Genomic DNA, 24261 nt, shown 5'->3' on the forward strand with positions numbered 1-24261 from the left:
CTTGGGTCGCGGTCACGGCGCGCTTGCTTCCTTTAGGCGCCGTCCGATTTCGACTCGAGGATTGCCATGTCTTTCAGCACCGACGCCTGGGCGCGCAACGCCGCGCTGTACGAAAAAACGCGCACCATGCCGTTCAACCAGGAACTGGCCAGCGGCCAGCTCAGCGAACAGGCGTTCCGCCACTACATGATCCAGGACGCCCACTACCTGTTGGCCTTCGGCCGCGCCCTGGCGGTCGCCGCCGCCAAGGCCGACCATGCCGACGGCGTGGTGCAGTTCGCCGATGCGGCCAAGAACGCCGTGGTGGTCGAACGCAGTCTGCATGAAGGCTTCATGAAGCAATTCGGCATCGACGCAGAGACGTTCGCCAGCACCCCGCTGTCGCCCGCCAGCCATCACTACACCAGCTTCCTCATCGCCACGGCGTGGAGCGCGCCGTATCCCGTGGCGCTGGCGGCGTTGCTGCCGTGCTTCTGGATCTATGCGGAAATCGGCCGCGACATCCACGCCCGCGCGACGCGTCCCAACCCCTATAGCGCGTGGATCGATACCTACGCCGGGGAAGAATTCCACACCCTGGTGCGCGAAGTGATCGCCTCCGTGGACCAGGCGGCGGACAAGGCGTCGGCACAGACGCGCGAGGACATGCACCGGGCTTATACGCATGCGGCGCAGTTGGAATGGATGTTCTGGGATTCGGCGTATCGGTTGGGGGAATGGCCGGTTTGAGACGACGCGTACCAGATAGGCTCTACGACCGCAGTCAGACCTTCGGCATCACGGTCGCAGGGGGTTCCGGGCAGGGCGAAGCCGGCATCAACGGCACCTGCCGTTCCGCTGCGCTGACGCCGGGCACCGTGATGTCCTGCACCACGACCGCGCGCCGCTCCACATAGACCTCGTAGTCCTTGCCAGCGGCTGGCGTGAAATACCCCGCATTCTTCGTCTCGGGCCAGCTCGTGGTGGTCACGGACCCATAAGGCCCGGCGCTTCTGTACGTCCCGCCGACCTGACCGTAAATGGTTACCGGAATACCCGCCTTGATGATGAATTCGTCGAACACCAGGCCCGAGATGTTCGGCGAAGGCGGCATTCCAACACTGCCGCTACCGCGCATGTGCGAACGCTGGATCGTTTCCAGGCCGTCGCCATGGCCGAACAGGCCCGATGCGGGCAGGAAGCACGTCCTGTCAAAATCCAGGCGGATGCGATCCGCCGTATACACATACACGCGAACCCGCGCACTGCTGCCAGCGTCGTAATGGCTGAGGATATTGGGATTGGTGGCGGAGCAACCCGCCAAGGCACCGCCCAGCAACAAAGCGGGCGCCACGCAACGCAACACGGCAATCATCTACCACTCACTCAAAAGAAAAGAAATTAGCCAGGGCAAACGCGGTACTCACTTGCCATAGGCATCGCGAGGCTCAGCCAGGCGGAACAAGCCCGTCTTGCCGCATTGATAAGGATAGGCCTCGGTGCAACGCTTGCGCATCGTGCGCGCCAGCATTTGCGCCATATCCGCCGCGATCCGCAGGCCGTCTGCGGCCGGCCCCCGATTGGAGTAGTCGCGCAAGGAAATCGGATAGGTGTCTTCGGCGTAGCCGCGGTATTCACCCGATACGGCGTCATACAGGCGCACCTTGATGCTTACCGATGGGCCGTATTGCTGATAGCCGCCAAAGCCATTGGGTTCGCCCAATGCCACCACATACTTTGCCCCGATGGCCGCCGCGTCTTCCTTCAAGGTCAACGGCCGCGCGGAATCCGGATTCACCTTGCGCAGCTTGAATGTCGCCTTGATGCCTGCCGCATCCATAGCGCCGGGTAGTTCGTTGTTCAGGGCCTTGCAGACCGCCTCGGCTGCATACAGCGCTGGCAGCGCAGTACGTGCGCCGATCCAGCCCGTGTCGTCCAATTTCTTCTGGAAATTGCAGTCGGACGTATAGACCAACACCGGACTGATCACTTCATCCGGCTCGGGGTTCGTCGCCAAGGGCTTGGCCGGGGAACCCATGATGAAGGCGCAGCCCGACGTGAGCAGCAACACAGCGGCAGTAGCTGCCAATTTAAGTGAACGCATGATATTCGTGGTATTCAATGAAGCAAACTGCGGACGGGTGGGGGTCGCCTACTTAGCCGTAACCGGCTCGGCAAATTGGAAGATCTCGGTGTAGACCGTGAAGCCACCCAGATCCACCAGGGCAAACTCATCCGCGTGATAGAAAACCTCAACGTGCTTGCCCGCTAGCAACGCAGGTGGTGAACTTTGAACTTGGCAATTGGGGCAGGCGGTCATGGAAACGCGTCATCCATATCATCTATTGCACGCACACTCGCGCGTTGGGGCGTGCCAGGAACCGGGCACACCGTTAACGCGGAATCGGCACACCCTGTGTAGAGGCTAGTCGCCGCGGGTGTCGCGAGGCTCCACCAGTTCCGATAAATCGGACTGAGTTCACTGATCCGTCTTGACATCGCGCCGCCGGCCACCTGGTTGCCCTTGGTGGTGCCCAGACCCGCCGACCTTTCTTTCGAGACACCGCCGCCAAACCCGAAGCCTCCGCCTACCGCAATCTGATTGGCGCTGTAGCTGGCGGAATAACAATTTTTAAAATGCCTGGACCGCCAAAATACGGACTGAATCAGCCATACGGTTCTTTTGCGTACGTTTCAAACGTATTCTTGCCTGTTTCCAAATAAAGCCTGAAGCATACTGGGCACCGGTAAACGGTTACGCTCACCTCATCAACGAGATCGTAAATTTCGTCTCCACTGGAAACCTGCCCAACATCTAATCTATCGGCAATTTCACCCACACGCGCCATGGGTACTAAGCGCCACTCACACTCAGGCCAAACACCGGACAAATTCAGTACGTTTCCACACTTGCAAGCAAATTTTGGCATTTCAGCCTCCTGAATTTGGTCGATTAAAGCGCACGATAATTCCATTCGATTGCTGGAAGAACAGCGTATTTATAGATTGCGCACTTGGTTTGCCCCATGTACGAGCAGCAATAGAGGCCATATCAGACTCTGAAAGATCTGCTTGAACAAGAACACCGGAAGCTTGGTCGGCCTTCCCTTCGATAGCCCTAGTAATCGCATTCGCGGACGTTCTACTTTTCAGTTTCTCCAGCAGGAAATCGCTGGAAACCACGGCGCGCGAACCGATGAACTGGCTGTCGGTGGCGATCAGATAAGGTGCGTTGGGGCGCCGGGATGACCTGGTACAGCTTGCTGGTGGGGATGGTCGGCGGCAGCACCACGACGGCAATCGCAGCGCGAGGATTCCGCCGACACTACAAAAGAAGCGCTAAACCTGAACTCTATCGAGAATAGACACTGTCTGCGTGCATCAACTGCACGCGAGTTGCCCATTGCACAAGCTTTGCATCACGCCTCTCGCGCAGATCTCGCCCAGCGGCTCTTAAAGCTTTGCGCCCTATTTAGCGCACATAAACCATTTAATATTTTCAACCTCTGAAAATCTCAACTTACAGTCGCAATTCCTTATTCGCACATTGCCACTCTTCGCCTCCAGAATTCGGCCAATCCCACCTCACGCGGCGCGGCGCTCCATTCAACTACGCAACAGCCACCACCTGCAATGCAACACGGGCTCTAGAGTAATTATCGCCTCCGAACTTACATCATTGAGATCGAACGAAACATGAAGTCCGGCGCCCGATTGATCACGTCGAATCTGAACCATTTTGACTTTCTCCGACGAAAGCGTGACCACTTCCTTGCCGCCGCATCGAAAAATTACCTGAAATGACTCGGCCACCCCACTAAATGAAACGTCGAGTTCTTGAAGGCAATCACTCGATTTCTTAACGTACCTACAATAGGCAAGTGTAGGATCCTCTTCTAGAGGCTCAAGGCCAAAGGCGTCCAAGAAATCGAAGGTACTAGGAAATTCCATATTAAATTCCTTTAGTTAAATGGGATAATCGTGCTAAGCCGACGCGTGCCATCCTCAAGCACTTGGAATGTGCTTTCGAACTTTGCCGCATTCCCGGAAGGCCCTATAAACAACGACTCTCGCACCTCAAAATTTCCATATTGATTTGAAAATATGCGCGACACATTCCCTTCTGATTTAACTGACTGCGCCAAATGTTCGGAGAGCATTTTCCTCCCCGCGACGGTATCCGGAATGCCCAGCCGCTTCATTTCAAGCGCTAGCTGATTGGAACGAGCCGCATTATGCGCATTGCTTGACACTCGGCCAAATAAGTAATCGAATTTTCCCGGCGCAATCTCAATTCCATTTGCTACTGCAGCTCCGGCTCTCCCTCCGACCTTACCAACGTCAACCGCCTTCCCCACGTCAGCAAAAACATGCAGCGCCTGCCCTCCCTTCTTCAGCATCCCTCCAACAACAGGCACCAGTCCCAACGAAGAGAAAAACCTGTTCGCCTCTTCGCCCGTCGCCGTCCTCCCCGTCACCAGTTCATACAGCGCACTGGCGTTTGACACCCCGGGCGCGAGGTCTAGCACCGCCTGGGCAAGTGTGTCGGCCTTCTCTTTGGTCAGTTGCGGGTAGTGGCTGAGTATCAGCGCCACATCGTAGGCCGACGCCATCCGGTCTGCTCGGTCAAACCCCTCCTGGAAGCAGCGCGCGTCGGTACCCTCCCTCAACAACTCGTCAGTCAGCTCGGCTTTCAACCGCCCAACCTTATCGCGGTTCATATAGCGGCTGTTGTTCTCTAACTCGATACGCGCCGCGACTTGGGCAGCACTGGCTGCATTCGGATCGATAGCCGCCGCAATACCGGCAGCAATGCTGGTTATCAGATTGACGCGGGCCTGCTGATCCTCCGCAGATAGATTCTTACCACCATCTCCCTCCAGATTTTCCAGCAGTTTGCTCAGCACCACGCCTGATAGCGCGCCCACACCGCCTGCTCCGCAGGAAGCTCCTTGAGCAGCGGCTCCCGCGCAGCCAAGCACGGCATGCAACGCCGCATGACCTGCCGAGCCTTCACCACCCAGCTCACGGCTCAACTCTTTGATCTGCGCAGCGCCCAGCGTCTGCAGGTAATTTACGGTGGCCGCCTGGACGAACTGACCTGTGCCTCCCATTACGTTGCCACTCGCCGCGCCCAGGATGATGGTGCCCCACTGGCTGTACGTTCCTCTGGCCCCCCATTTGCCTTCCAGATCTGCATACTCCTTCGCGGCTTGGATGCGCTCGGCATAAGACAAGCGCGGGTCTTCAGAGCGCTGCTTTGACTTTATTTCGATAAAGGCACGGAGAAAAGATGCCAGTTTGACACTTCATACATCTCGCACACTCCGCAAGCATGCTTGAATATCTTCATTACCTATGCCAGGGGCCCCTGCCTGCAGCCATTGTTCGAATTCAGCAGGATGTGAACTAAGATATTTTCCATCGCATAAAATTTTTTCTCGCTCTCCATACTCCGCCACAAATCTCAAATGATGCACCGCAATAACCCAAAGCCTTCTTAGGTACGGGTCGTGCGGAGCACCTTCTGAATCATAGGTAGTGTATGGAGAGTCCCCTTCAATTAATTGCAGCAGTTCCCTCACGTGACCTTTTTGCATGAGAAATCTAATAGCATCTATCTTATGCACAATCACCTCCCCTAATATAGAAACCGCACGTTTTCACCGGTCACCTCCAATGATTTGAAGCCCAACTTGGCCATTGACCTTCCAAGCGGGGTGCTCCATACCGCTTGCTCACTTGTCATACCAGCGCTCACAGCGGATCGAAAGACCTCTAGATTGCTGACGCCCAGTCTCGCAGATACCGATGTCACATTGTTTGGTCCTACCGCCTCAATAGCCCTTGATAGCATTTCCGCGCCTACCCCCTTCCCCGTAACAGAAGTCTCATACCAAGCAATGTGGAGGTCACCACTGGGAGAATAACGAGCAACCAAATCACTTTGAGCAAAGCGGCTATCTATAACCGAGCCGGACTGATCAAACTTCTGCCGGGCGGAAAGCTCAACTTCTATATAGCCGTTTTTTTTGTTTGCTACTTTAGTCTCGAAATTCAGCCCTGTTCTTTCAGCAGGCACAAATCCTTTCGAGGCCAGCTTCTCGGTCCGCCCTCCAATTTTCGCCACATCAACCGCTTTTTCGGCTTCCGCGAACACATGCAGCGCCTGCCCCCCCTTCTTCAGCATCCCCCCAACAACAGGCACCAACCCCAACGAAGAGAAGAACCTGTTCGCCTCTTCGCCCGTCGCCGTCCTCCCCGTCACCAGTTCATATAGCGCACTGGCGTTTGACACCCCGGGCGCGAGGTCTAGCACCGCCTGGGCAAGTGTGTCGGCCTTCTCTTTGGTCAGTTGCGGGTAGTGGCTGAGTATCAGCGCCACATCGTAGGCCGACGCCATCCGGTCTGCTCGGTCAAACCCCTCCTGGAAGCACCTCGCTTCGGTACACTCCCTCAACAACTCGTCAGTCAGCTCGGCTTTCAACCGCCCAACCTTATCGCGGTTCATATAGCGGCTGTTGTTCTCTAACTCGATACGCGCCGCGACTTGGGCAGCGCTGGCCGCATTCGGATCGATAGCCGCCGCAATACCGGCAACAATGCTGGTTATCAGATTGACGCGGGCCTGCTGATCCTCCGCAGATAGATTCTTACCACCATCTCCCTCCAGATTTTCCAGCAGTTTGCTCAGCACCACGCCTGATAGCGCGCCCACACCGCCTGCTCCGCAGGAAGCTCCTTGAGCAGCGGCTCCCGCGCAGCCAAGCACGGCATGCAACGCCGCATGACCTGCCGAGCCTTCACCACCCAGCTCACGGCTCAACTCTTTGATCTGCGCAGCGCCCAGCGTCTGCAGGTAATTTACGGTGGCCGCCTGAACGAACTGACCTGTGCCTCCCATGACGTTGCCACTCGCCGCGCCCAGGATGATGGTGCCCCACTGGCTGTACGTTCCTCTGGCCCCCCATTTGCCTTCCAGATCTGCATACTCCTTCGCGGCTTGGATGCGCTCGGCATAAGACAAGCGCGGGTCTTCAGAGCGCTGCTTGGCAGCCTGTATTTCCCTAGCCCGATTCGTCAGGAACTGCCCCAACTGCCGGCTGGCCTCCGACGCAATCTCAAATCCCGCCTCGATCTTCTCCTTATCAAAGATCGGCTTCAGCGCGTTCAACGTATCCGACGTATCCCGATTCAGCGCCGCAATCGTCTCCGCCGCAGTCTTGCCTGTCAGCGCCCGTTGTCCTTCTTCATCGCGGATGATGATGGTGCCGCCACTGATGGCGCTTTGGGTCGTGGAACTGCTATTGCCGCTGGCCGCAACCACCGTCGGTAGATTGGCGGAAAAGCCCCCACTCGACGCCAAGGAGGTACCTGCGTCCTTGGTCGCGCCGCCGGCCACCTGGTTGCCCTTGGTGGTGCCCAGACCCGCCGAACCTTCTTTCGAGGCACCGCCGCCAAACCCGAAACCTCCGCCTACCGAAATCTGATTGGCGCTGTAGCTGGCGGAGTTCTTGATGTCCTGCGTGACCAGGGTGCCCGTGCTGAGCTTGTTCAGGCCTTCCGCTACAGCCTTGTCACTGCTGGCGATGACGCTGCCGATCAAGGTCGTGTTGTTCTTCACGTCGATCAGGAACCCGCCGTCGCCCGCCCACAAGCCCGTCTGTTCAGTGACGGACTTGTAGTTGCTGTTCATCTTGCCGGTACCGAAATTGCCGGATACCGAACTCTGGCCGTAGCAGTAGGGCGGAACGCATACCGTGAGGTTCACCCCGCCGCTGGTTTGTTTGGAGGTATAGGTGCTGGTGTCCTGCAAGCTCTCCAGCAACAAGTTGCCGCCAACCGAAGCCAAAATCTGCTCGGCCTTGCCTGACGCCCCTCTGAGCGTTGTATCGCCACCTGATTGCAGGGCAAGCACGTTGCCCGCGGTGACGAAGCTGTTGGTCCAGCTCTGGTCCCGACCATTCTCGTTGCCGCGAGAGACGGATGCGCCCAACTCCAACGTCAACCCATTGGAGGTACCGGTGCTGTATCCGATACCGATATTGAATCCGCTGCTCTTGCTGTCCGTCTTCTGCTCGAAGACGTTCTTGGCTGCCTGCAGCAGGATATCGCCCTCGGCCTTCAGCACAGCGTTGTTGCCTGCGGACAGGTTGGAACCGGAAACCGTGATGTCCGACGCGCTTCCGGCGCCCTTGGCAACAATCGTCAGATCATTGCCCGCGGCGACGTTGGAACCGACAGATGTGGAGGAACTTCGATCAGTAGTGCTGCTGCTCTTGCTGCTGCCAAAACTGATTTTGATACTGCCGCCGCCCGCCTTGTCGATAGCGGTGGCGTTTTCAATAGCGCCGGCCGCCTTCACCGCATCGTAGGCATTGCTGGCCGCAAGCGCCGTGGTCGCGCCGGCCAGACCAGCCATAACGGCATTGCCTGACTTGCCCGCCGCCTCGGCCATGCGTGCGCCGGTCTGCATGGCGCTGACAACCGGCGTACTTGCGGTAATGGTGAATCCCGACTGCTTGACCTCGTGCACTTCACGCTGGCGCATGGTGTCGAAGCCACCCACGATGTTGACGTCTCGGCCGATCATGGTGATGTCACCTTGACGCGCCAGCACATCGCTGCCCACGACATTCAGCGTGCCTCCGGCATTGATCAGCACATCCCCAGTTACGCTGCCGATCGTGCTGCCGGTATTGAGCCCTCGCTTGGTATCCACCCAGTCCGTCGTCTGGCGCGATCCATAACTGATACCGCCCAATGCGCCAAAACCGGATTTCTTGATTTTTTCGTATTGGTACTCGTTGGCCGTATTTTGTTCCGCGACGATGTTGACGTTACGGTCTGCGGACATGACCAAGTCCCTCTGTGCGGCCACGTTGGAACCGACCACGTTCAGATCCCGCCCAGCCACCATCACGGCGCTATCGCCGGTGAAGGTGGAAGACACCGCCTGGGTCCAGGACGATTCCTTGATGCGGTGCGTCGTCTTGCTGGAGAGGAACCCTTTCGTCTTGTAATAGATCTCGTTATACGTATACCCGCTGGAATCCCCCGCCAGCACATTGATATCGCGCCCCGCACCCACCGCCAACTGCTTGTCGGACGACACTTGCGCGGCGATGGCATTGATGTCCTGTGCAGCCATCAACGTCAGATTTCCGGCAGCGGCAATGCGGGTTCCCACGTCTTCCGTCGTACGCATCTCCGACCGGTTCTTCTTGCCGAAGTTGAACGACTCGCCGTAGCTCGTCCCCGCGGCGGTCAGGTTGATATCGTTGCCGGCGCGAATACTCGCGTCACCGCTGGTGACGATGGCGGCGGCCTGCGCGTTGACGTCGCGGCCCGCCTGCGCATTCAGCGTTCCGGCATCGATACGGGCAACCCCGTCGACGATGGTGTTGCTGATTCCGCCACGCACGTTCGATTGGGTGCTGGCCGTGAGGTTGATGTCGCGGCCCGCGGTCAACGCGACGCCGTCACCCTTGAGCAGCCCCGCCAGGTTGTCGATGTCGTTGCGCGCATTCAGGTTGACGGTCTTGCCCTGGATCGTGCCGACGGTGTTGCGCACGTTCTGCGCATCGACCACCAACGCATTGCGCGCGCCAATGGTGCCGCTGTTGTCCACGTCGCCCGTCGCGCTGATCTGCGTATCGCGGCCGGCGATCAGCGTGCCATCACCGCGCAGGTCGCCCGGCTTGACGGCCAGGTAGACCTGCGGGGCCAGCACCTTCTGCTGCGTGCCGTCGGGCAGCGTGACGGTCTGCTCCACCATCCAGACGATGTCGCTGGTCAGGTGGCGCATCTGCTCTTCGGTGAGCGCGGTGCCCACGGCCAGGCCGAACTTGTTGGCGAAGTCGGCGCCTGCCGACAGCAGCGCCTTGTACTGGGTTTCGTTGTCGGTGTAGTCGCCGACAAAGCGCTGGCCGGTGGCCAGCATGACCTGCTCGGCCACCAGCTTCTGCTCGTAGAAGCCGTCGGCCAGGCGCTTGAGGATGTGGCCCGGGTCCTGGTTCAGTTTCTCGAGCAGGAAATCGCTGGACACCACGGCGCGCGAACCGATGAACTGGCTGTCGGTGGCGATCAGATAAGGCGCGTTGGGCGCCGTGATGACCTGGTACAGCTTGCTGGTCGGGATGGTCGGCGGCAGCACCACGACGGCAATGGTCTGGTTGCCGGGCAGCGTGATGCGCGTCAGCGTCGCCGGCGGCAGCGCCTGGACCACGGTGCTGGCCCCAGGCGCCGGGACGGACGGCGTGACCGCGACGCCGCCTTGGGCATCGCCCAGGCCGGTCTCGATGCGTTCGGCCAGGACGGTGGCGTTGTAGTCGGAACGGTTGTACTTGCGGGAGTCGTTCTTCTCGTAGGTGTAGGCCATGGTGCCGACACGGTCGACCGTGCGCAGCCCCTCGGCGCCGACGTTGCTCAGCGTGCCGCCCTCGGTTTTCAGGGTGCCGCCAGCGAGGATTCGGCTCTTGTCGTTGACGATGTTGCCAGACAGGCGGGCATTGCCGCCTACGATGATCTTGCCTGGATCGCTCTCGGTGATGCGGGTCTCGCGCGTGATCTGGGTCACCTGATAGAAGGTGAAGTCCTTGATCATGCGGCTGCCGCGGAAGTCGGCGTTGAAGGCCTTGATCTTCTCGTTCAGCGTGTCGTACAGCTCCAGGTCGTGATCGTACTGGGCCTGTTGCTGGGCCAGGTCGTCGGGGCAGCGCCAGCCGCAACTGTCGGGCGACGGCGGCCGCCGGATGCCGCTGGGGCGTTCCACTTCGAATACGGACCAGATCTTGGCGTCCGGCTTGTAGAGGAACTGAGCGGGGGTGGTATAGCAATTGCCAGCGTCACCGCCGCCGCAGTCATAGCTCTCGGGAAAGTATGCCGGGCCGATCGGCGCGCTGACACCCGCTCGTCCCTGCTGGTCCTCCTGGATGTTGCTGTAGTCGAACGGCGGCCCATACTGGCTCTCGGGATAGCGTGCCGACGGCATCAGCAGGCGCCGTTCGTCATACTGTCCCATCCAGCTCGGGTCTCGGCCGCAGATGGACTTGACGGTGTTGCAGAACCACATGCCTTCGCCGTCGACGATGTCGGTGGTGCCGTCCAGGCGATAGAACCACTTGGCTTCGCGGCTGACCTCGACGGTTTCGCTGGCGAAGTGCAGGTTGCGGTTCTGGATGCTGGCCGCGGCGATGTCGGCGTTGCGCTCGACTTCGATGGTGGCGGACTCGTTGGACAACAGCGCAGCCTGGCCGGCGGCCTTGCCGGTGGCGTCCAGCGTGCCGCCCAGCCGCAGGTCGCCCGCGGCGTAGATCAACGCGTGCTCGCGATTGGTCAGCGTGCCCACACCCAGGTCCATGTCGCCGCGCGAGGCGATGACGGCATTGGGTTCGTTCTGCAGCAACGGCGTCTTGATGCCGATGCGATCGCCGTAGATGCGGCCGGTGTTGAGAAGATTGCCGGCGTTGATGAGTGTGTAGCCGCCGTCGATCAGGCCGGCGTTGCTCAGCAGGCCGCCGATGATCAGTTCGTTGTTGCGCACCGCGATCAATTCGCCGCCGGCGCGGTTGGTCAGCGTATTGGCGGTGATCTTCAGGTCCTGGCCAGAGTGGATCTTGCCGTCGTTGTCGAGGTTGCCGGTGACCAGCTCCAGCGAGGTGCCGGCGGTCAGGGCGCCGCCGGTGTTGGTGATGCTGCTGAAGGCGAGCTTCGCATTGGCGTCGGACGAGACGTTGCCGCGCGCATTGTCGAGCGCGCCGGTGGACAGGGCCAGGTCCTGGCCAGCGCCGATGCGGCCGGACTGGTTGTCGATGGATCCGGTGTCCAGCATGACCTGCTTGCCCATCACGCCCAGGGCGCCCGCGGCCGTGCTGCCGGCGCCGGCGATGCCGTTGGCGAGGGTGTCGCGGTTCTTCAAGCTGCCGGCGGTCAGCGCCAGCGCGTTGTCGGCCTGGATCAGGCCGGCGCTGTTGTCCAGCGTGCCTTGCGTCTTGAGCGTGAGGCCGCTGGCCGCGACGATGCCGCGAGTGTTGGACAGGCTTTGTGCGCTCAGCGCGGCCTGCCCTTGCGCGGCGATGGTGCCGCCGGCATTGTCGATCGCGCCGACGGTCTTCAGGTCCAATTCGCCACCGCTGGCGACCTTGCCGCCGCTGTTGGCGAGACTTGCCGCGTCGATGCCGACCGTGCCGCCATACAGGCCGCCTGACTGGTTCTGAATCGCGCCGCCGCTGCTGACCGCGAGCTTGGCGTCGGCCTGGGCGATGCCATTGCGATTGTCGAGGCTGGCCGCCTGGATGTCGGTGGCGCCGCCGAGCAGTTTGCCGCCACGGTTGTCGAGCGCGCCGGCCGTCTCGACGCGCAAAGCGTCGTTGGCCTGCACCGATCCCCCCTGGTTGTCGATGCCGTCGGCGCCGCGCAGCGCCACGCTCTGGCCCGAGATCACGCCACCGGCCGCGTTGACCACGGACTTGCCGCGCAGGTCCACCGCGCCGGCGCCGGCCAGCGTGCCGCCGGTGTTGTCGATGGCGCCCGTCACCTGGCCGTCGAGCGCGGCGCCGCTGGTGAGTTTGCCGCCCGTATTGTCCAGGCCGGCCGCGCGCAAGGCCACGGAGCCGCCATAGACCGAGCCGCCGCGATTGGTGACCGCGCCCGTGGCGTCGACGCGCAATGCGCCCCCGGCGACGAACTTGCCGCCCGACAGCCCCAGCGCGTTCGCGGTGACGGTGGCGTCCCCACCGGCCACCAGGGTGCCGGGGTTGAGCAGTTGGTCCACCTGCGCGCTCAAGGCGCCGAGCGGACTGATGGAGCCGTCCGCCTGCAAGCCCGCCGTGAGCGCGCCGCGGTTCTCCAGCCGGCGCGCCACGATGCTGGCGTTGCCCGCCGAGGACATTGCCTGGTTGTTGATGACCTTGGCGGCGGCGTTCAAGCCCAGCGCGCCGCCCGCGGCGACCGTGCCGTCGTTGACGATGTCGCCGGCGCTTTGCACCGCGAGGTTCGTGGCGGCCTGCAGCCGGCCCGAGGGCTGGATCCGGACGTCGCCGTTGGCGCTGACCGTCAGTGTGCCCGTCAGCGCCGCCAGGTTGCCGCCGATGTTCACGCCGACCCCGGCTTCCGTGCCGATCAGGCGAATGCTGTTGGCATACATGCCGCCCAGCGCCGCGACGTCCAGCGCCACGCCGGTGCCCGCGCCGGCGCCGGTGAGGGCCGACACGTCGATGCCGTCATAGCCGACGCGCGCCGCGCCCGCGACCACGTTCAGATTGTTGGCCCAGACTTGGGCATTCAGTTCCAGCGTGCGCGCCATCAGGTCGAGCTGGCTGAGGTTGGCGCCGTACAGGCCCGCGCCTTCGATGCCCAGGCGGCCGCCCGTGATGTCGAAGCCCAGTGCGCCATCCGGACCGATGACCGGCTTGCCGGTGGTCAGCGTGGCGCGGTTGGCGTTCAGGAAGCCGCAGCCGTTGCAGGTGATGCCGGCGGGGTTGGCGACGATGACGTTGGCGCGGTTGCCCGCCACCTCGAGCATGCCCATCAGTTGCGACGGATTGGGCGCCGTCACCTGGTTCAGGATGGTGGCGGCGCGCTGGTTGCCCAGCATCGGGTTGCCCGCGACCTGCCCGGCCAGTTGCGTCTGGCTGGCCGCGCCGCTGTTGTTCAGCACCACCCCCGAGGGGCCGACGTTGAACTGGGTGAAGCGGTTGTTCGAGACGCCGCCGGCCGACGGCGGCGCGATATTGACCACCGGTACGCCGTTGGCCACGCCCACGACGGGCTTCTGGCCCGTCACGCTCTTGTCGACGGAGATGGGCAGGGTCTGCGCCAGGACGGGCGTCCAGATCTGCGTGTACAGGACCAACCAGACAACTGCGGAGCGAAGCTTGGACATGGCGAGGCAACTCTCGGTAAGCGTGAAGCAACTTGTCGGACGGCGGCCGGGGCGCACGGGCCCCGCCCGGTCTAGAACTCGAACATCAGCGTGGCGGCGAAGACCGTGCTTTGGGTCTTCAGGTTGTCGGGCTTTTTCAGCGGCCAGCCGGCCGACAGGTCGTAGCTGGCGTTGACCGCATTGGCGACCCCGGGCACGGCGATGCGGCCGCGCAGGCCCGCGACCGCGCCGACGAGGGTGCGGCTGGTCAGGTACTGCGCCGCCGGGCCGCCAACGCGGCCGGCATCCAGGCCCGTGTAAAGTTGCTGGCCCAGGTTGCCCAGGTTCAGCGACAGGTCATTGCGCAGCGTCCAGCCGTCTTCCGCGGCCAGCGTCATCTGGCCATCGAAGCCGCGCACCGCATAGCGGTTGCCGATGGTGAAGTAATCCGCGGGCACGATGGGCGTCTTGGCGTGCTGGATCTGCCAATTGGCCTGGTAGGCCAGTTGCTGGCCGGCCACCTTGAAGGGCAGGTAGAGGCCGGCGTTGGCCGTCAGGATGGTGCTGCGGCCGTTCCAGTCGGGATCGCCGTAGACGTAGCCGGGCTGGTCGGAGAACTGCGGCAGCGTGCCGCGCACGCCGCCGCCGAGGTCCAGCACCATCTGGTCGATGTATTGGCGGTGGCCGTAGCTGAACTCGTAGCCGACCACGTCGCGCCGCTGCACCTCGATGTCGATGTCGTTGAGGGTGCTGTTGGCACGCTTGCGCAGGAACTTCAGCATGGCGGTGCCCTTGTAGCTGGCGCCGCGGTAGGGCACCACCGACACGCCCGCTTCCACCTGCTTGCTGGTGCCGCCGTAGACGATGGGCTCATCGAAGCCGGCCACGGTCTGGCGGTAGCGCGACTTGCTGGCGCCGGCGAATAAAGTCCAGTAGCCGAACGGGATGCTGTAGTTGATGGACGCGGCGCGCGAGCCGGCGTCGCTGTTGCGCAGGTCGGCGTTGCTGTTCCAGGAGACCGACAACTGGTCATACAGGAACAGCGGCGAATCCAGCGTGAGACCGGCGTTGACCTGGTTCTTGCCGGTGGACTCCATGCCGGCGTTGTCCCCGCCCACATAGGCGTGCCAGCGCTTGCCCGTGCCGGGCTTGATGATGATGTCGGAGTCGCCCAGTTCAGGGCCGGGCGCGACGTCGATGGAAGCGTCGGCCTGGCCGGCCAGCCGGCGGATGTTTTCCAGCGCCTGGTCGAGGTCGCGCTGGTTGACCTCGCCGCCCGGCCAGGTGGGCAGCGCGGTGCGCCACCAGCCGGGCGCGCCCTCGCTCTTGACCCCGGAGATGCGGCCGGGCACGTAGCGCAGGGTCAGGGTGCCGCTGGCCAGCGATTGCTCCGGCACCAGCACGCGGGCGGTGATCAGGCCGCGGTCGATCAGGCGCGCCATCAGGTGTTCCTGGAGGACGCGCAGGCCCTGCCCGCCGATGCATTGCCCAAGCGTGGTGTCGGCGGCGCGGCGCAAAGCGGTCGGCGGACCGGCGCCATCCCAGACCACCTGGGCGATCGTGAAGCAGGGTGATTCCTCGGGGAAGACGAGCGGCCCCTCGCCGGGGACGGCGGGCGGCGCCGACAGCACGTCCGGCCGTTCGGCGGCGCGGGCCCGCTGGGCATCCAGCTCCTGCTCCTGGCGGCGTTGGATGTCGTTGGCGCGAGAGGCCGCCTCCGCGGGCAAGGACTGGGCCGCCAGGCGAGGCAGGAAGGTCAGGGAGGCGATGGATGAAACGCACAGCGCCAGGCAGGGAAGCAGCCTCTGCCGGAGGCGGCTTCGCGATACGATGGTATGCACTTGTTTCTTATTGAAATTGCCGGTTTCCTTCCATAACGGAGGGAAATCGAATTAATTAAGCGCACATTTCAATTTATGCCAGCTTTTTCACGGATTTTCTGGCGACAATCGAAAATATGCAGCGGCGGAAATGGCGGCCAGACGGTTACATGCCATTACGCTCACAACTTAGCGGGTCCTGCCGCCACTGGCGATGGGAACGGTCTGAAATCGCACGGAAGCCATGCCTTGCCGGCCGGGCTGATGCTGCCCCCGCTGTGCCAAAATCGCGCCCATGCCGATCGATAACCGCCTGACTCCCTCCGCCCTCGCCGCCCAGACGGCGCAATTGCCCGCCGCCTGGCAGGCCGCCTTGCAGGCCCCGCGCGTCGCCGCCGCACTGCAGGCCGTGACCAACCATGTGGAAAAGCGCCTGGCCGAAGGCGCGGTGGTGTATCCGGCCGAGCCGTTTCGTGCGCTGCACGGGCTGGCGCCGTCGGATGTGCGGGTGGTGATCCTGGGACAGGATCCCTATCACGGCCCCGGCCAGGCGCAGGGCCTGGCGTTTTCCGTGCCGGACGACTGCAAGCGTCCACCCAGCCTGCGCAACATCTTCAATGAGATCGCCCTGGAATATCCAGGCACGCCGCTGCCGGCGGGCAACGATCTCAGCCCGTGGGCCGACCAGGGCGTACTGCTGCTGAACACCGCGCTGACGGTGGAAGACGGCCAACCGGCGTCGCATGCCAAACGGGGCTGGGAGACGGTGACGGACGCCCTGATCGCGCGGGTCGCGCAGGACCCCTCGCCCAAGGTTTTCATGCTGTGGGGCGCGCATGCGCAGGCCAAGCAGGCGTTGCTACCGGACAACAGCGGTCACCTGGTCCTGATGTCCAATCACCCCTCTCCGCTGTCGGCCCGGCGTCCGCCCGTGCCATTCCTGGGCTGCGGCCACTTCCTGGCGACCAACCGCTGGCTGGCCGACCAAGGGAAAAACCCTATTGATTGGAGACTGGACAAAAAAATAATTCCCGCACAAGGCGAATTCGGGTTATGATCGCCGCACTGCACCAAACGAGTTCGGCATTTACCGCCTTGATTTAGCGGAAATTTCAGCAGTCTGCCGGGCAACCAAGCCCAGCCCCATGCCGAACATCATCGATTCCTGACCTCCTTTCCTTTCGCCCTGCGTTCCAAGCAGCATTACGGGAACGCGCCACGCGCACGGTTGATTCGGTCGGCACGATGCTCCATCAACCGTCGCCTGGATCCGGCCGCCTAATCCCCTGGCCCGACCAAGCACTGCGCCGCATTTGATCGCGGCAAGGGAAAGTAATGTCTTTCGAAACCCTGGGCCTGGCGCCCGCCCTGTTGTCGGCCCTGCAAGACGCTGGCTTCACCACCCCCACCACCGTCCAAGCCTCGGCCATTCCGCAGGCGCTGGCCGGCCACGACCTGATGGTCTCGTCGCAGACCGGTAGCGGCAAGACCGCCGCGTTCATGCTGCCGGCGCTGCACCGCATCGCCCAGACGCCCGCCAACAAGGGCGTCGGCGTGCAGGTGCTGGTGCTGGCTCCGACGCGCGAACTGGCCCTGCAGGTCACCGAGGCCACCGCCACCTATGGCCGCAAGCTGGCCGATCTGCGCACTGCCACCGTCGTCGGCGGCATGCCCTATGGCGCCCAACTGAAGGCGCTGTCGCGCCGCGTCGATGTGCTGGTGGCCACCCCCGGCCGCCTGATCGACCACCTGAATTCGGGTCGCGTCAAACTGAACACCGTGCACACCCTGGTGCTGGACGAAGCCGATCGCATGCTGGACATGGGCTTCATCGAGGACATCGAAACCATCGTTGGTCGCCTGCCCGCCGACCGCCAGACGCTGCTGTTCTCGGCCACGCTGGACGGCACCGTTGCCAAGCTGGCCGCGCGCATGATGCGCGACCCGCAGCGTATCGAAGTCGCCGGCGCCAAGGAAAAGCACACCAACATCACGCAGAGCCTGCTGTACGCGGACGACGCCAGCCACAAGATGCAGTTGCTGGACCACGTCCTGCGCGACGCTTCGCTGGACCAGGCCATCGTCTTCACGTCGACCAAGCGCGGCGCCGACGATCTGGCCGACCACCTGGCCGACCAGGGCTTTGCCGCCGCCGCCCTGCACGGCGACATGAACCAGCGCCAACGCACCCGCACGCTGTCGCAACTGCAACGCGGCCAACTGCGCATCCTGGTCGCCACCGACGTGGCCGCCCGCGGCATCGACGTGCAAGGCATCAGCCACGCGGTCAACTTCGACCTGCCGATGCAGGCCGAGGACTACGTGCACCGTATCGGCCGCACCGGCCGCGCCGGCCGCAACGGCCTGGCGTTCACGCTGGCCACGCATTCCGAGCGCCACAAGGTGCGCCGCATCGAGCACTACATCGGCCAGTCCATCACGCCCGAAGTGATCGCCGGCCTGGAACCCAAGCGCACCCCGCGTCCCTCGACCGGCGGCGCGCCGCGCGGCGGCAAGCCTTTCGGCAAGCGTCCGGGCGGCTTCGGCGGCGGCTACCAGGGTCATCGTGACGGCGGTTCGCGTGAAGGCCGTTCGTTCGGCGGCCCGCGTGGTGAATTCAAGCCGCGCGAAGGCGGTTACCAGGGCGCCCGTGAAGGCGGCGCCGGTGGTTACCAAGGCAACCGCCCGTTCGGCGACCGCCCGGCCCGTTCGTTCGGTGATCGTCCCAGCTTCGGTGATCGTCCCCAGCGCGAAGGCGGCTACCAGGGCAATCGTCCCTTCGGCGACCGCCCCCCGCGTGAAGGCGGTTTCCGTGGCGGCGACCGTGATTCGCGCCCGAGCTTCAGCGACCGCCCCAGCTTCGGCGATCGCCCGCAGCGCGATCCGCGTCCGTTCAACGAGCGCGGCCCGCGTGAAGGCGGCTTCCGTGGCGGCGACCGCGACTCGCGCCCGAGCTTCAGCGATCGCCCCAGCTTCGGCGACCGTCCGCAGCGCGAAGGCGGCTTCCGCGGCGGCGACCGCTCGGAAGGCGGTTTCCGTGACCGTCCCAGCTTCGACAAGCGCCCCGGCGGCCCCGCCAAGCGCTTCAACAAGCCGGCCGGCGCCCGCCGCGGCTAAGCCCTGATCGGCACCCAACAAACCCCGCGCCTGTCGCGGGGTTTGTTTTTTGGGAAAATGCCCTATTCAAGACGCCTTTCCTTCCGCCATGCAACGCCCCGCTCCCGCCAACCTGCCCCCGCTGTCTCCCGCCGCCCAGGCCCATAGCGAAGCCGCCACCGCGCACCTGCGCGCCGCCATCGCCGCCGCTTCGGGCTGGCTGCCGTTCGATCACTGGATGGCCGAGGCGCTGTATGCGCCGGGGCTGGGTTATTACGCAGCGGGCAACGTCAAGCTGGCCGATCCCGATGCCCAGGCGCCTGCCGGCGACTTCGTCACCGCGCCGCAACTGACTCCGCTGTTCGCCCGCACCCTGGCACGCCAGGCAGCCCAGGTGCTGCGGCAGACCGATACCCAGGCGGTGCTGGAGTTCGGCGCCGGCACCGGCGCGCTGGCCGAAGGCGTGCTGCGCGAATTGGACGCGCTGGGACTGCAGGACACGCAGTACCTGATCCTCGAAGTATCGGCCGACCTGCGCGCGCGCCAGGCCGAGCGGCTGGCGCCATTCGGCGAGCGGGTGCGCTGGCTGGATGCCCTGCCCGACCGTTTCCGCGGCTGCGTGCTGGCCAACGAGGTGCTGGACGCCATGCCGGTGTCGCTGTTCCGCTGGAGCGACGACGGCACGGTGCTGGAACGCGGCGTGGCGTGGGACGCCACGCAGGGTTTCGTCTGGGAAGACAGGCCAGCCCCGCCGCGCCTGGCCGAGGCGGTCACGGCGCGCATGCCGGCGCTGGCCGGCTATGTGTCCGAGATCAACCCGCAGGCCGAAGCGTGGATCGACGCCATGGGCCGCTGGCTGGAACAGGGCGCGGCGCTGCTGATCGACTACGGCTTTCCGCAGGGCGAGTACTACCACCCGCAGCGCGCCGGCGGCACGCTGATGTGCCATCTGCGCCACCACGCGCATGGCGACCCGTTTACCGCGCCGGGGCTGCAGGACATCACGGCGCACGTCGACTTCACCGCCATGGCGGACGCCGCGCAGGCGGCCGGCCTGCAGGTGCTGGGCTATACGTCGCAGGCGCGCTTCCTGATGAACGCTGGCTTGATGGAACTGCTGGCGCAACTGGACCCGAGCGATGCGCGCGCTTACGCGCAGGCGGTGGCGCCGGTGCAGAAGCTGCTGTCGGAAGCCGAGATGGGCGAACTCTTCAAGGTGCTGGCGGTGGGCCGCGGCATCACGCAGCCACTGATCGGCTTTGCGCGCGGCGACCGGCTCGGCAAACTGTAGGTCTCGGCGTCAGGCGGCGCGCAGCCGCTGCAGGCGCGCCTCGCGCACGCTCTGCTTGATGCGCGCCGGATCGCCGGCGCAGGCGCGGGCGATGGCGCCGGCATCCACGCCCCGCACCGCTTCGGCGCGTTCGCGCCAGGCGTCGATAGCCACCGGGCGCAGCACCGCCACTGTTTCCAACAGATCGAAAAAGCGCTCGGGTTTACGCAGCGCGTCGACGCGCTCCATCAGCGCGAGCTGCGCGTCGGCTTCGTCGCCGCCGGGCGCCTGCGTAGCGTCCAACCCCGTCAACATCTCGGGCAGGAGACGCGCGTAGTCGTTGCATTCGGTGGGCACGCGCAGCCGCCGGCCCAGCGCTTCCCGCTCGGGCGACAGGCGGCACAGCAAGGCATAGCGGCCCGGCAGCGACAGGTTGCGCGCGGCCGCGCGATCGACGTCATCGCCGGTCTCCTCGGAGCCCTGCAACTCGGGCATGACGCGTTCCAGCGCGCCGGACTGCCGCAGCACGTCGAACATGCGCGACGGCGCGGCGGCCATCAGGCCACGCGACACCTCTTTCCAGACGCGCTCGGCCACCAGGGCGTCGGCTTCGCCGGCCTCGACCATGCGGCGGCACAGCGCCAGGGTTTCGGGCGCGACGCTGAAGTCGGCAAAGCGCGCGGCGAAGCGCGCCAGGCGCAGGATGCGCACCGGATCTTCCTCGAAGGCCTCGCCCACGTGGCGGAACACGCGCGCGCGCACGTCGGCCGCGCCGCCGAGCGGGTCGACCAGCTCGCCATCCTGCTTCTGCGCGATGGCGTTGACGGTCAGATCGCGGCGGCGCAGGTCCTCTTCGAGCGTGACGTCGGCGCCGGTGTAGAAGGTGAAGCCCTTGTAGCCGCGGCCCGACTTGCGCTCGGTGCGCGCCAGCGCGTATTCCTCTTTGGTGACCGGGTGCAGGAACACCGGGAAATCGCCACCCACCGGAATGAAGCCGCGCCGCGCCATGTCCTCGGGCGTGGCGCCGACCACCACCCAGTCGTGATCGCCGGGCGTCAGGCCGAGCAGGGCGTCGCGCACCGCCCCGCCCACGATGTAGACCTGCAGGCCCTGCGTCGCCACATCCCCCGTCATGGCAGGGTGGTGCTTTCCGCGCCCAGCGGCACGACGTTGCCCAGCCGCTCTTTCAGCGACTGCGGCTGGCCGCTGAACATGGCGGCGTAGTAGACCGAGTTGGACATCACGTTCTTGACGTAGGTGCGCGTCTCGTTGAACGGAATGGTCTCGGCGAAGATCGCGCCTTCGACGGGATGGCTGAAGGTGGAGCGCCAGTTGTGCGGACGGCGCGGTCCGGCGTTGTAGCCGGCGCTGGCCAGCATCTGCGAGCCGTTCAGGTCGCGCAGCACCATGTTCAGGTAGTTGGTGCCCAGCTCGGTGTTGGTGTCGAAGTCGTTGACGCTGTCGGGCGTGAAGTTGCTCATGCCGATCTTGCCCGCCACCCACTTGGCGGTGGCCGGCATCAACTGCATCAGGCCGGAGGCGCCGACGTGCGAGCGCGCGTCCATGATGAAGCGCGACTCCTGGCGGATCAGGCCGTAGACCCAGGCAGGGTCGAGCGCGATGGCGTTGGCCTTGGCCGTGACGCGGCCTTCGAACGGCGCGATGAAGCGCTGGCTGAAGTCGAATTCCTTCTCGGTGCGGTCGGATGTGTTGACCACGCGATCGTAGATGTTCTCGGCGCGCGCCAGTTCGGCGGCGGCGAGCAGTTGGCGGTCGGTCATGCCGCGCAACGCGAAGTTCCATTCGGGCACGGCCTCCTGGCGCCAGCCCAGGCGGAACAACTGTACCGCGCGGCGCAGGCCCGGGTTGGCACGGGCCTCGGCGATCTCGCTGTCCGTGATGGGGGCCGGACGCGGCGGCACGGTGATGCGGCGGCCCAGTTCCTCGGCGGCCAACTGGCCGTAGAAGTCGAAGCGATCGGCGATGGAGGCGTAGGCCGCATTGGCCTGGTCGCGGCGTCCGGTGGCGGCCATGCCGCGCGCCTTCCAGTAGATCCAGGATGGATCCTGCTGTTGCGCGGAAGGCATCTGGTCGATGGACTCGATGACCCACTTCCAGTCGATCTTGGGTTGACGCAGCGCCGCTCGCACCTTCCAGCCGGCGTTGTATTCCGTCATGCGGATATGGCCGGCCTCGTGGTACCAGTCGTCGGCGCGGCTGTCCAGGTTGAGCGCGGCAACCAGCGCGTACTGGCCGCGGATCCAGGCCAGGTTCGACTTGGCCATGGACTTGGCCCACTCGCGCCGCAGGTAGGAATCGGCCACGTTGATATCGGAACGGGCGAGCCGCGCCAGCGCGATGGTGACCAGTTCTTTTTCGTTGCGGCCCACCGGCAGGCGGTCCTGCCGCGTCAGCCAGCGCATCGGGTCCTTGATGAGGACGTCGTAGGTCTTCTGGTCGCGCGGCTCGAACATGTACTGCACGAACTTGCGCGCGTCGGCGGTCTTGTTGGCCTCGATGGCGTCGCGCAACTGCGGTTCGAGTTGATCCCAGCCCAGGACGTTGTCCGCGACCAACTGGTCGTACAGCGACCAGCAGGCGCCGCCTGGCGCGAACACCGCCACGGCCTGCGCGGCCGTGGCGCGCTGGCCGGTCATGTGCTTGGCGTTGAGAATGGCGCACTCGATCTGGGCGTTGCTGTTCTTGACCGGCGCGAGCTTGCGCACCAGGTCGAAATCGCCGCTGCGCGCGGCAGCCAGCAGCCAGTCAGCGCGCAAGCGGTCGGCCAGGTAGGCGTCGCCGTTGCCGTTGATGAATTTCTGCAGATCGGTGTTGGGACGCCCGCCCGCGGGCGGGCTCCACAATTGGTAGCGCAACAGCCAGTATTCCGGGTACATGCCGAGCGGATCGGACTTGGCCTGGGGCACCAGGGCTCCCAGCACCGACCACTGCTTGCGGTTCATGGCTTCGCGCGCGGCCACCACGGCGGCGAGCGCCGGCGTATCGGCGGTGGGCGGCAGGCCGGCCAGCGCGGCCGGCGGCACGGCGATGGCCGGCTGCGGCGCCTGCGCGGCGGGTTGCGGCTGGGGACTGACGGACGCGGTGCGTTGCTGGGCGTCGACAGGCGCGCAGGCGGCCGTGAACAACGCCAGCAACGGCAGCCAGCGGCGCAAGCCTGCACGGGTGTCGACCGCGCGCAGGGATTTCCCACCGGTTTTCTGATACCGTCCAGATTGCGGGGCCCGGACCGCCGTCATGGGATTGCGCGCGGCCTTCATGCGCGGACCTTGGCGACGGCTTGCGGATCGGCGCAGTGATAGGCGCAACGACAGGCGTGGCAATACGCGCGGTTGTCGGCGAGGCCGCCGACGCGGTTGCCCGCGCGCAGGTTCGCGCCGTTATACGTGTTATCGCTGACCCGCATTGTCGCCTTCATTTTTTCACCCCTGTTACAGCTACCGCATGACTACGCAAAATACTCCAGAGGATACCGCAAGCCAGCTACGCACGCGATTGCGGAAACTGCGTGCCGAACTGCCCGAAGATCAGCGCAGCCGCGGCGGCCTGCTGATGCGCGCGCGCCTGTTCACCTGGCTCAACGTGGCCCGCGACGAAGCCGTCCGCGCCGGCCGCGCCGCGCCGCGCACCGTGGCCGCCTTCTGGCCCATGGAAGACGAGCCCGATCTGCGTCCGCTGCTGGAGCAATGGACCGAAAACGGCGTCACGGTGGCGCTGCCGGTGGTGCGTGAACGCAACGCGCCCCTGGCCTTCCTGCCCTGGACGCCGGACGCGGAACTGCGCGCCGGCCCCTACGGCATCCAGGAACCGGTGCACGGCGCCGAGGTGCTGCCCGACGTGCTGCTGGTGCCCACCCTGGGTTACACCGAATCCGCCGACCGCCTGGGGTACGGTGGCGGCTACTACGACCGCACCCTGGCGGCGCTGCGCGACCGCGGCCATGCCTTCACGGCCATCGGCGTCGCCTGGAGCTGTGGCGAGCTGGACGCCGACTACGCGCCGGCCGCGCATGACTTCCGCCTGGACGCCGTCATTACGCCGGATGGCTGGGTGCCACATGTGCCCAATGAGCAACCGGGCCCGGGCGGCACCACGCTGCACCACTACACCCTGCGCTGACGCACCAGTCTCGCCCAAGGGCTTGCACCAAAATAGTGCAAGCCCTATGATCTGCCCCTGATATCGTCGATTGCCGCCGTGCGCGGCGCCCCCGG

Annotated in this window: 16 protein-coding genes; 5 read left to right on the forward strand and 11 right to left on the reverse strand. The window is 64.4% G+C overall.

The annotated features are described in order from the left end of the window. The first annotated feature begins 66 nt into the window (after positions 1-66). A complete protein-coding gene (gene tenA / locus ACUDCK_RS27500; protein WP_175168273.1) occupies positions 67-729 on the forward strand; it encodes a thiaminase II in 663 nt (220 codons plus the stop codon). A 34-nt stretch (positions 730-763) separates the two neighbouring features. On the opposite strand, the gene ACUDCK_RS27505 is transcribed toward tenA, so the two are convergent. From ACUDCK_RS27505 to ACUDCK_RS27540, 8 genes are all read right to left on the reverse strand, one after another. Then, on the reverse strand, positions 764-1354 hold the full coding sequence (locus ACUDCK_RS27505) for a hypothetical protein (protein WP_116792326.1): 591 nt from the start codon (positions 1352-1354) through the stop codon (positions 764-766). A 48-nt stretch (positions 1355-1402) separates the two neighbouring features. Beyond that, positions 1403-2083, reverse strand: coding sequence for a hypothetical protein (locus ACUDCK_RS27510; RefSeq protein WP_175168272.1), 681 nt, complete (start codon positions 2081-2083; stop codon positions 1403-1405). Between the two features lie 48 nt (positions 2084-2131). After that, positions 2132-2299 carry a hypothetical protein gene (locus ACUDCK_RS27515; RefSeq protein WP_175168271.1) on the reverse strand — a complete coding sequence of 56 codons (168 nt, stop codon included), beginning with the start codon at positions 2297-2299 and terminating at the stop codon, positions 2132-2134. A gap of 611 nt (positions 2300-2910) precedes the next feature. Beyond that, positions 2911-3162 carry a hypothetical protein gene (locus tag ACUDCK_RS27520; protein WP_175168270.1) on the reverse strand — a complete coding sequence of 84 codons (252 nt, stop codon included), beginning with the start codon at positions 3160-3162 and terminating at the stop codon, positions 2911-2913. Between the two features lie 779 nt (positions 3163-3941). After that, positions 3942-5216, reverse strand: coding sequence for a pre-toxin TG domain-containing protein (locus ACUDCK_RS27525; protein WP_445659277.1), 1275 nt, complete (start codon positions 5214-5216; stop codon positions 3942-3944). A gap of 72 nt (positions 5217-5288) precedes the next feature. After that, positions 5289-5579, reverse strand: coding sequence for a hypothetical protein (locus ACUDCK_RS27530; protein WP_144655965.1), 291 nt, complete (start codon positions 5577-5579; stop codon positions 5289-5291). A 41-nt stretch (positions 5580-5620) separates the two neighbouring features. Next, positions 5621-13864, reverse strand: a complete 8244-nt coding sequence (locus tag ACUDCK_RS27535) for a two-partner secretion domain-containing protein (protein WP_445659278.1) — start codon at positions 13862-13864, stop codon at positions 5621-5623. 71 nt (positions 13865-13935) lie between these two features. Next, entirely contained in the window at positions 13936-15684 is a 1749-nt protein-coding gene (locus ACUDCK_RS27540) for a ShlB/FhaC/HecB family hemolysin secretion/activation protein (protein ID WP_054500350.1), read from the reverse strand. A gap of 274 nt (positions 15685-15958) precedes the next feature. Here ACUDCK_RS27540 and ACUDCK_RS27545 point away from each other — a divergent pair, with 274 nt between their 5' ends. The 3 genes from ACUDCK_RS27545 to ACUDCK_RS27555 all read left to right on the forward strand — a co-directional run bounded on the left by ACUDCK_RS27545 (position 15959) and on the right by ACUDCK_RS27555 (position 20050). Beyond that, positions 15959-16720, forward strand: coding sequence for a uracil-DNA glycosylase (locus tag ACUDCK_RS27545; RefSeq protein ID WP_064528693.1), 762 nt, complete (start codon positions 15959-15961; stop codon positions 16718-16720). A gap of 278 nt (positions 16721-16998) precedes the next feature. Then, a complete protein-coding gene (locus ACUDCK_RS27550) occupies positions 16999-18780 on the forward strand; it encodes a DEAD/DEAH box helicase (protein WP_054500348.1) in 1782 nt (593 codons plus the stop codon). An 88-nt stretch (positions 18781-18868) separates the two neighbouring features. Beyond that, the gene (locus ACUDCK_RS27555) at positions 18869-20050 is read left to right on the forward strand and encodes a class I SAM-dependent methyltransferase (protein ID WP_064528695.1); all 1182 of its coding nucleotides are present in this window, start codon (positions 18869-18871) and stop codon (positions 20048-20050) included. Between the two features lie 9 nt (positions 20051-20059). Here the strand turns inward: ACUDCK_RS27555 and ACUDCK_RS27560 are convergent, their stop codons facing one another. Genes ACUDCK_RS27560 through ACUDCK_RS27570 form a run of 3 tightly spaced genes read right to left on the reverse strand, consistent with a single transcriptional unit; the run spans position 20060 to position 23465 of the window. Further along, entirely contained in the window at positions 20060-21163 is a 1104-nt protein-coding gene (locus tag ACUDCK_RS27560; RefSeq protein WP_064528697.1) for a tRNA CCA-pyrophosphorylase, read from the reverse strand. Then, entirely contained in the window at positions 21160-23307 is a 2148-nt protein-coding gene (locus tag ACUDCK_RS27565) for a lytic transglycosylase domain-containing protein (protein ID WP_420867721.1), read from the reverse strand. The genes ACUDCK_RS27560 and ACUDCK_RS27565 overlap by 4 nt, the downstream gene beginning before the upstream one ends. Further along, positions 23304-23465: a hypothetical protein gene (locus ACUDCK_RS27570; RefSeq protein ID WP_155755634.1), complete on the reverse strand. Its 162-nt coding sequence runs from the start codon at positions 23463-23465 to the stop codon at positions 23304-23306. The genes ACUDCK_RS27565 and ACUDCK_RS27570 overlap by 4 nt, the downstream gene beginning before the upstream one ends. Positions 23466-23491: 26 nt before the next feature. Between ACUDCK_RS27570 and ACUDCK_RS27575 the strand changes: the two genes are divergently transcribed. After that, positions 23492-24166, forward strand: a complete 675-nt coding sequence (locus ACUDCK_RS27575) for a 5-formyltetrahydrofolate cyclo-ligase (RefSeq protein ID WP_064528699.1) — start codon at positions 23492-23494, stop codon at positions 24164-24166. Positions 24167-24261: the final 95 nt, after the last annotated feature.

The sequence above is a fragment of the Achromobacter sp. CF-sbj1-Ac2-l genome (assembly GCF_052698165.1).

What these genes read in the sequence shown, in the direction of transcription:
- tenA (WP_175168273.1), top strand. Translation starts at nt 67, where the DNA reads ATGTCTTTCAGCACCGACGCCTGGGCGCGCAACGCCGCGCTGTACGAA.
- ACUDCK_RS27505 (WP_116792326.1), bottom strand. Translation starts at nt 1,354, where the DNA reads ATGATTGCCGTGTTGCGTTGCGTGGCGCCCGCTTTGTTGCTGGGCGGT.
- ACUDCK_RS27510 (WP_175168272.1), bottom strand. Translation starts at nt 2,083, where the DNA reads ATGCGTTCACTTAAATTGGCAGCTACTGCCGCTGTGTTGCTGCTCACG.
- ACUDCK_RS27515 (WP_175168271.1), bottom strand. Translation starts at nt 2,299, where the DNA reads ATGACCGCCTGCCCCAATTGCCAAGTTCAAAGTTCACCACCTGCGTTG.
- ACUDCK_RS27530 (WP_144655965.1), bottom strand. Translation starts at nt 5,579, where the DNA reads ATGCAAAAAGGTCACGTGAGGGAACTGCTGCAATTAATTGAAGGGGAC.
- ACUDCK_RS27535 (WP_445659278.1), bottom strand. Translation starts at nt 13,864, where the DNA reads ATGTCCAAGCTTCGCTCCGCAGTTGTCTGGTTGGTCCTGTACACGCAG.
- ACUDCK_RS27545 (WP_064528693.1), top strand. Translation starts at nt 15,959, where the DNA reads ATGCCGATCGATAACCGCCTGACTCCCTCCGCCCTCGCCGCCCAGACG.
- ACUDCK_RS27550 (WP_054500348.1), top strand. Translation starts at nt 16,999, where the DNA reads ATGTCTTTCGAAACCCTGGGCCTGGCGCCCGCCCTGTTGTCGGCCCTG.
- ACUDCK_RS27555 (WP_064528695.1), top strand. Translation starts at nt 18,869, where the DNA reads ATGCAACGCCCCGCTCCCGCCAACCTGCCCCCGCTGTCTCCCGCCGCC.
- ACUDCK_RS27560 (WP_064528697.1), bottom strand. Translation starts at nt 21,163, where the DNA reads ATGACGGGGGATGTGGCGACGCAGGGCCTGCAGGTCTACATCGTGGGC.
- ACUDCK_RS27565 (WP_420867721.1), bottom strand. Translation starts at nt 23,307, where the DNA reads ATGAAGGCCGCGCGCAATCCCATGACGGCGGTCCGGGCCCCGCAATCT.
- ACUDCK_RS27570 (WP_155755634.1), bottom strand. Translation starts at nt 23,465, where the DNA reads ATGAAGGCGACAATGCGGGTCAGCGATAACACGTATAACGGCGCGAAC.
- ACUDCK_RS27575 (WP_064528699.1), top strand. Translation starts at nt 23,492, where the DNA reads ATGACTACGCAAAATACTCCAGAGGATACCGCAAGCCAGCTACGCACG.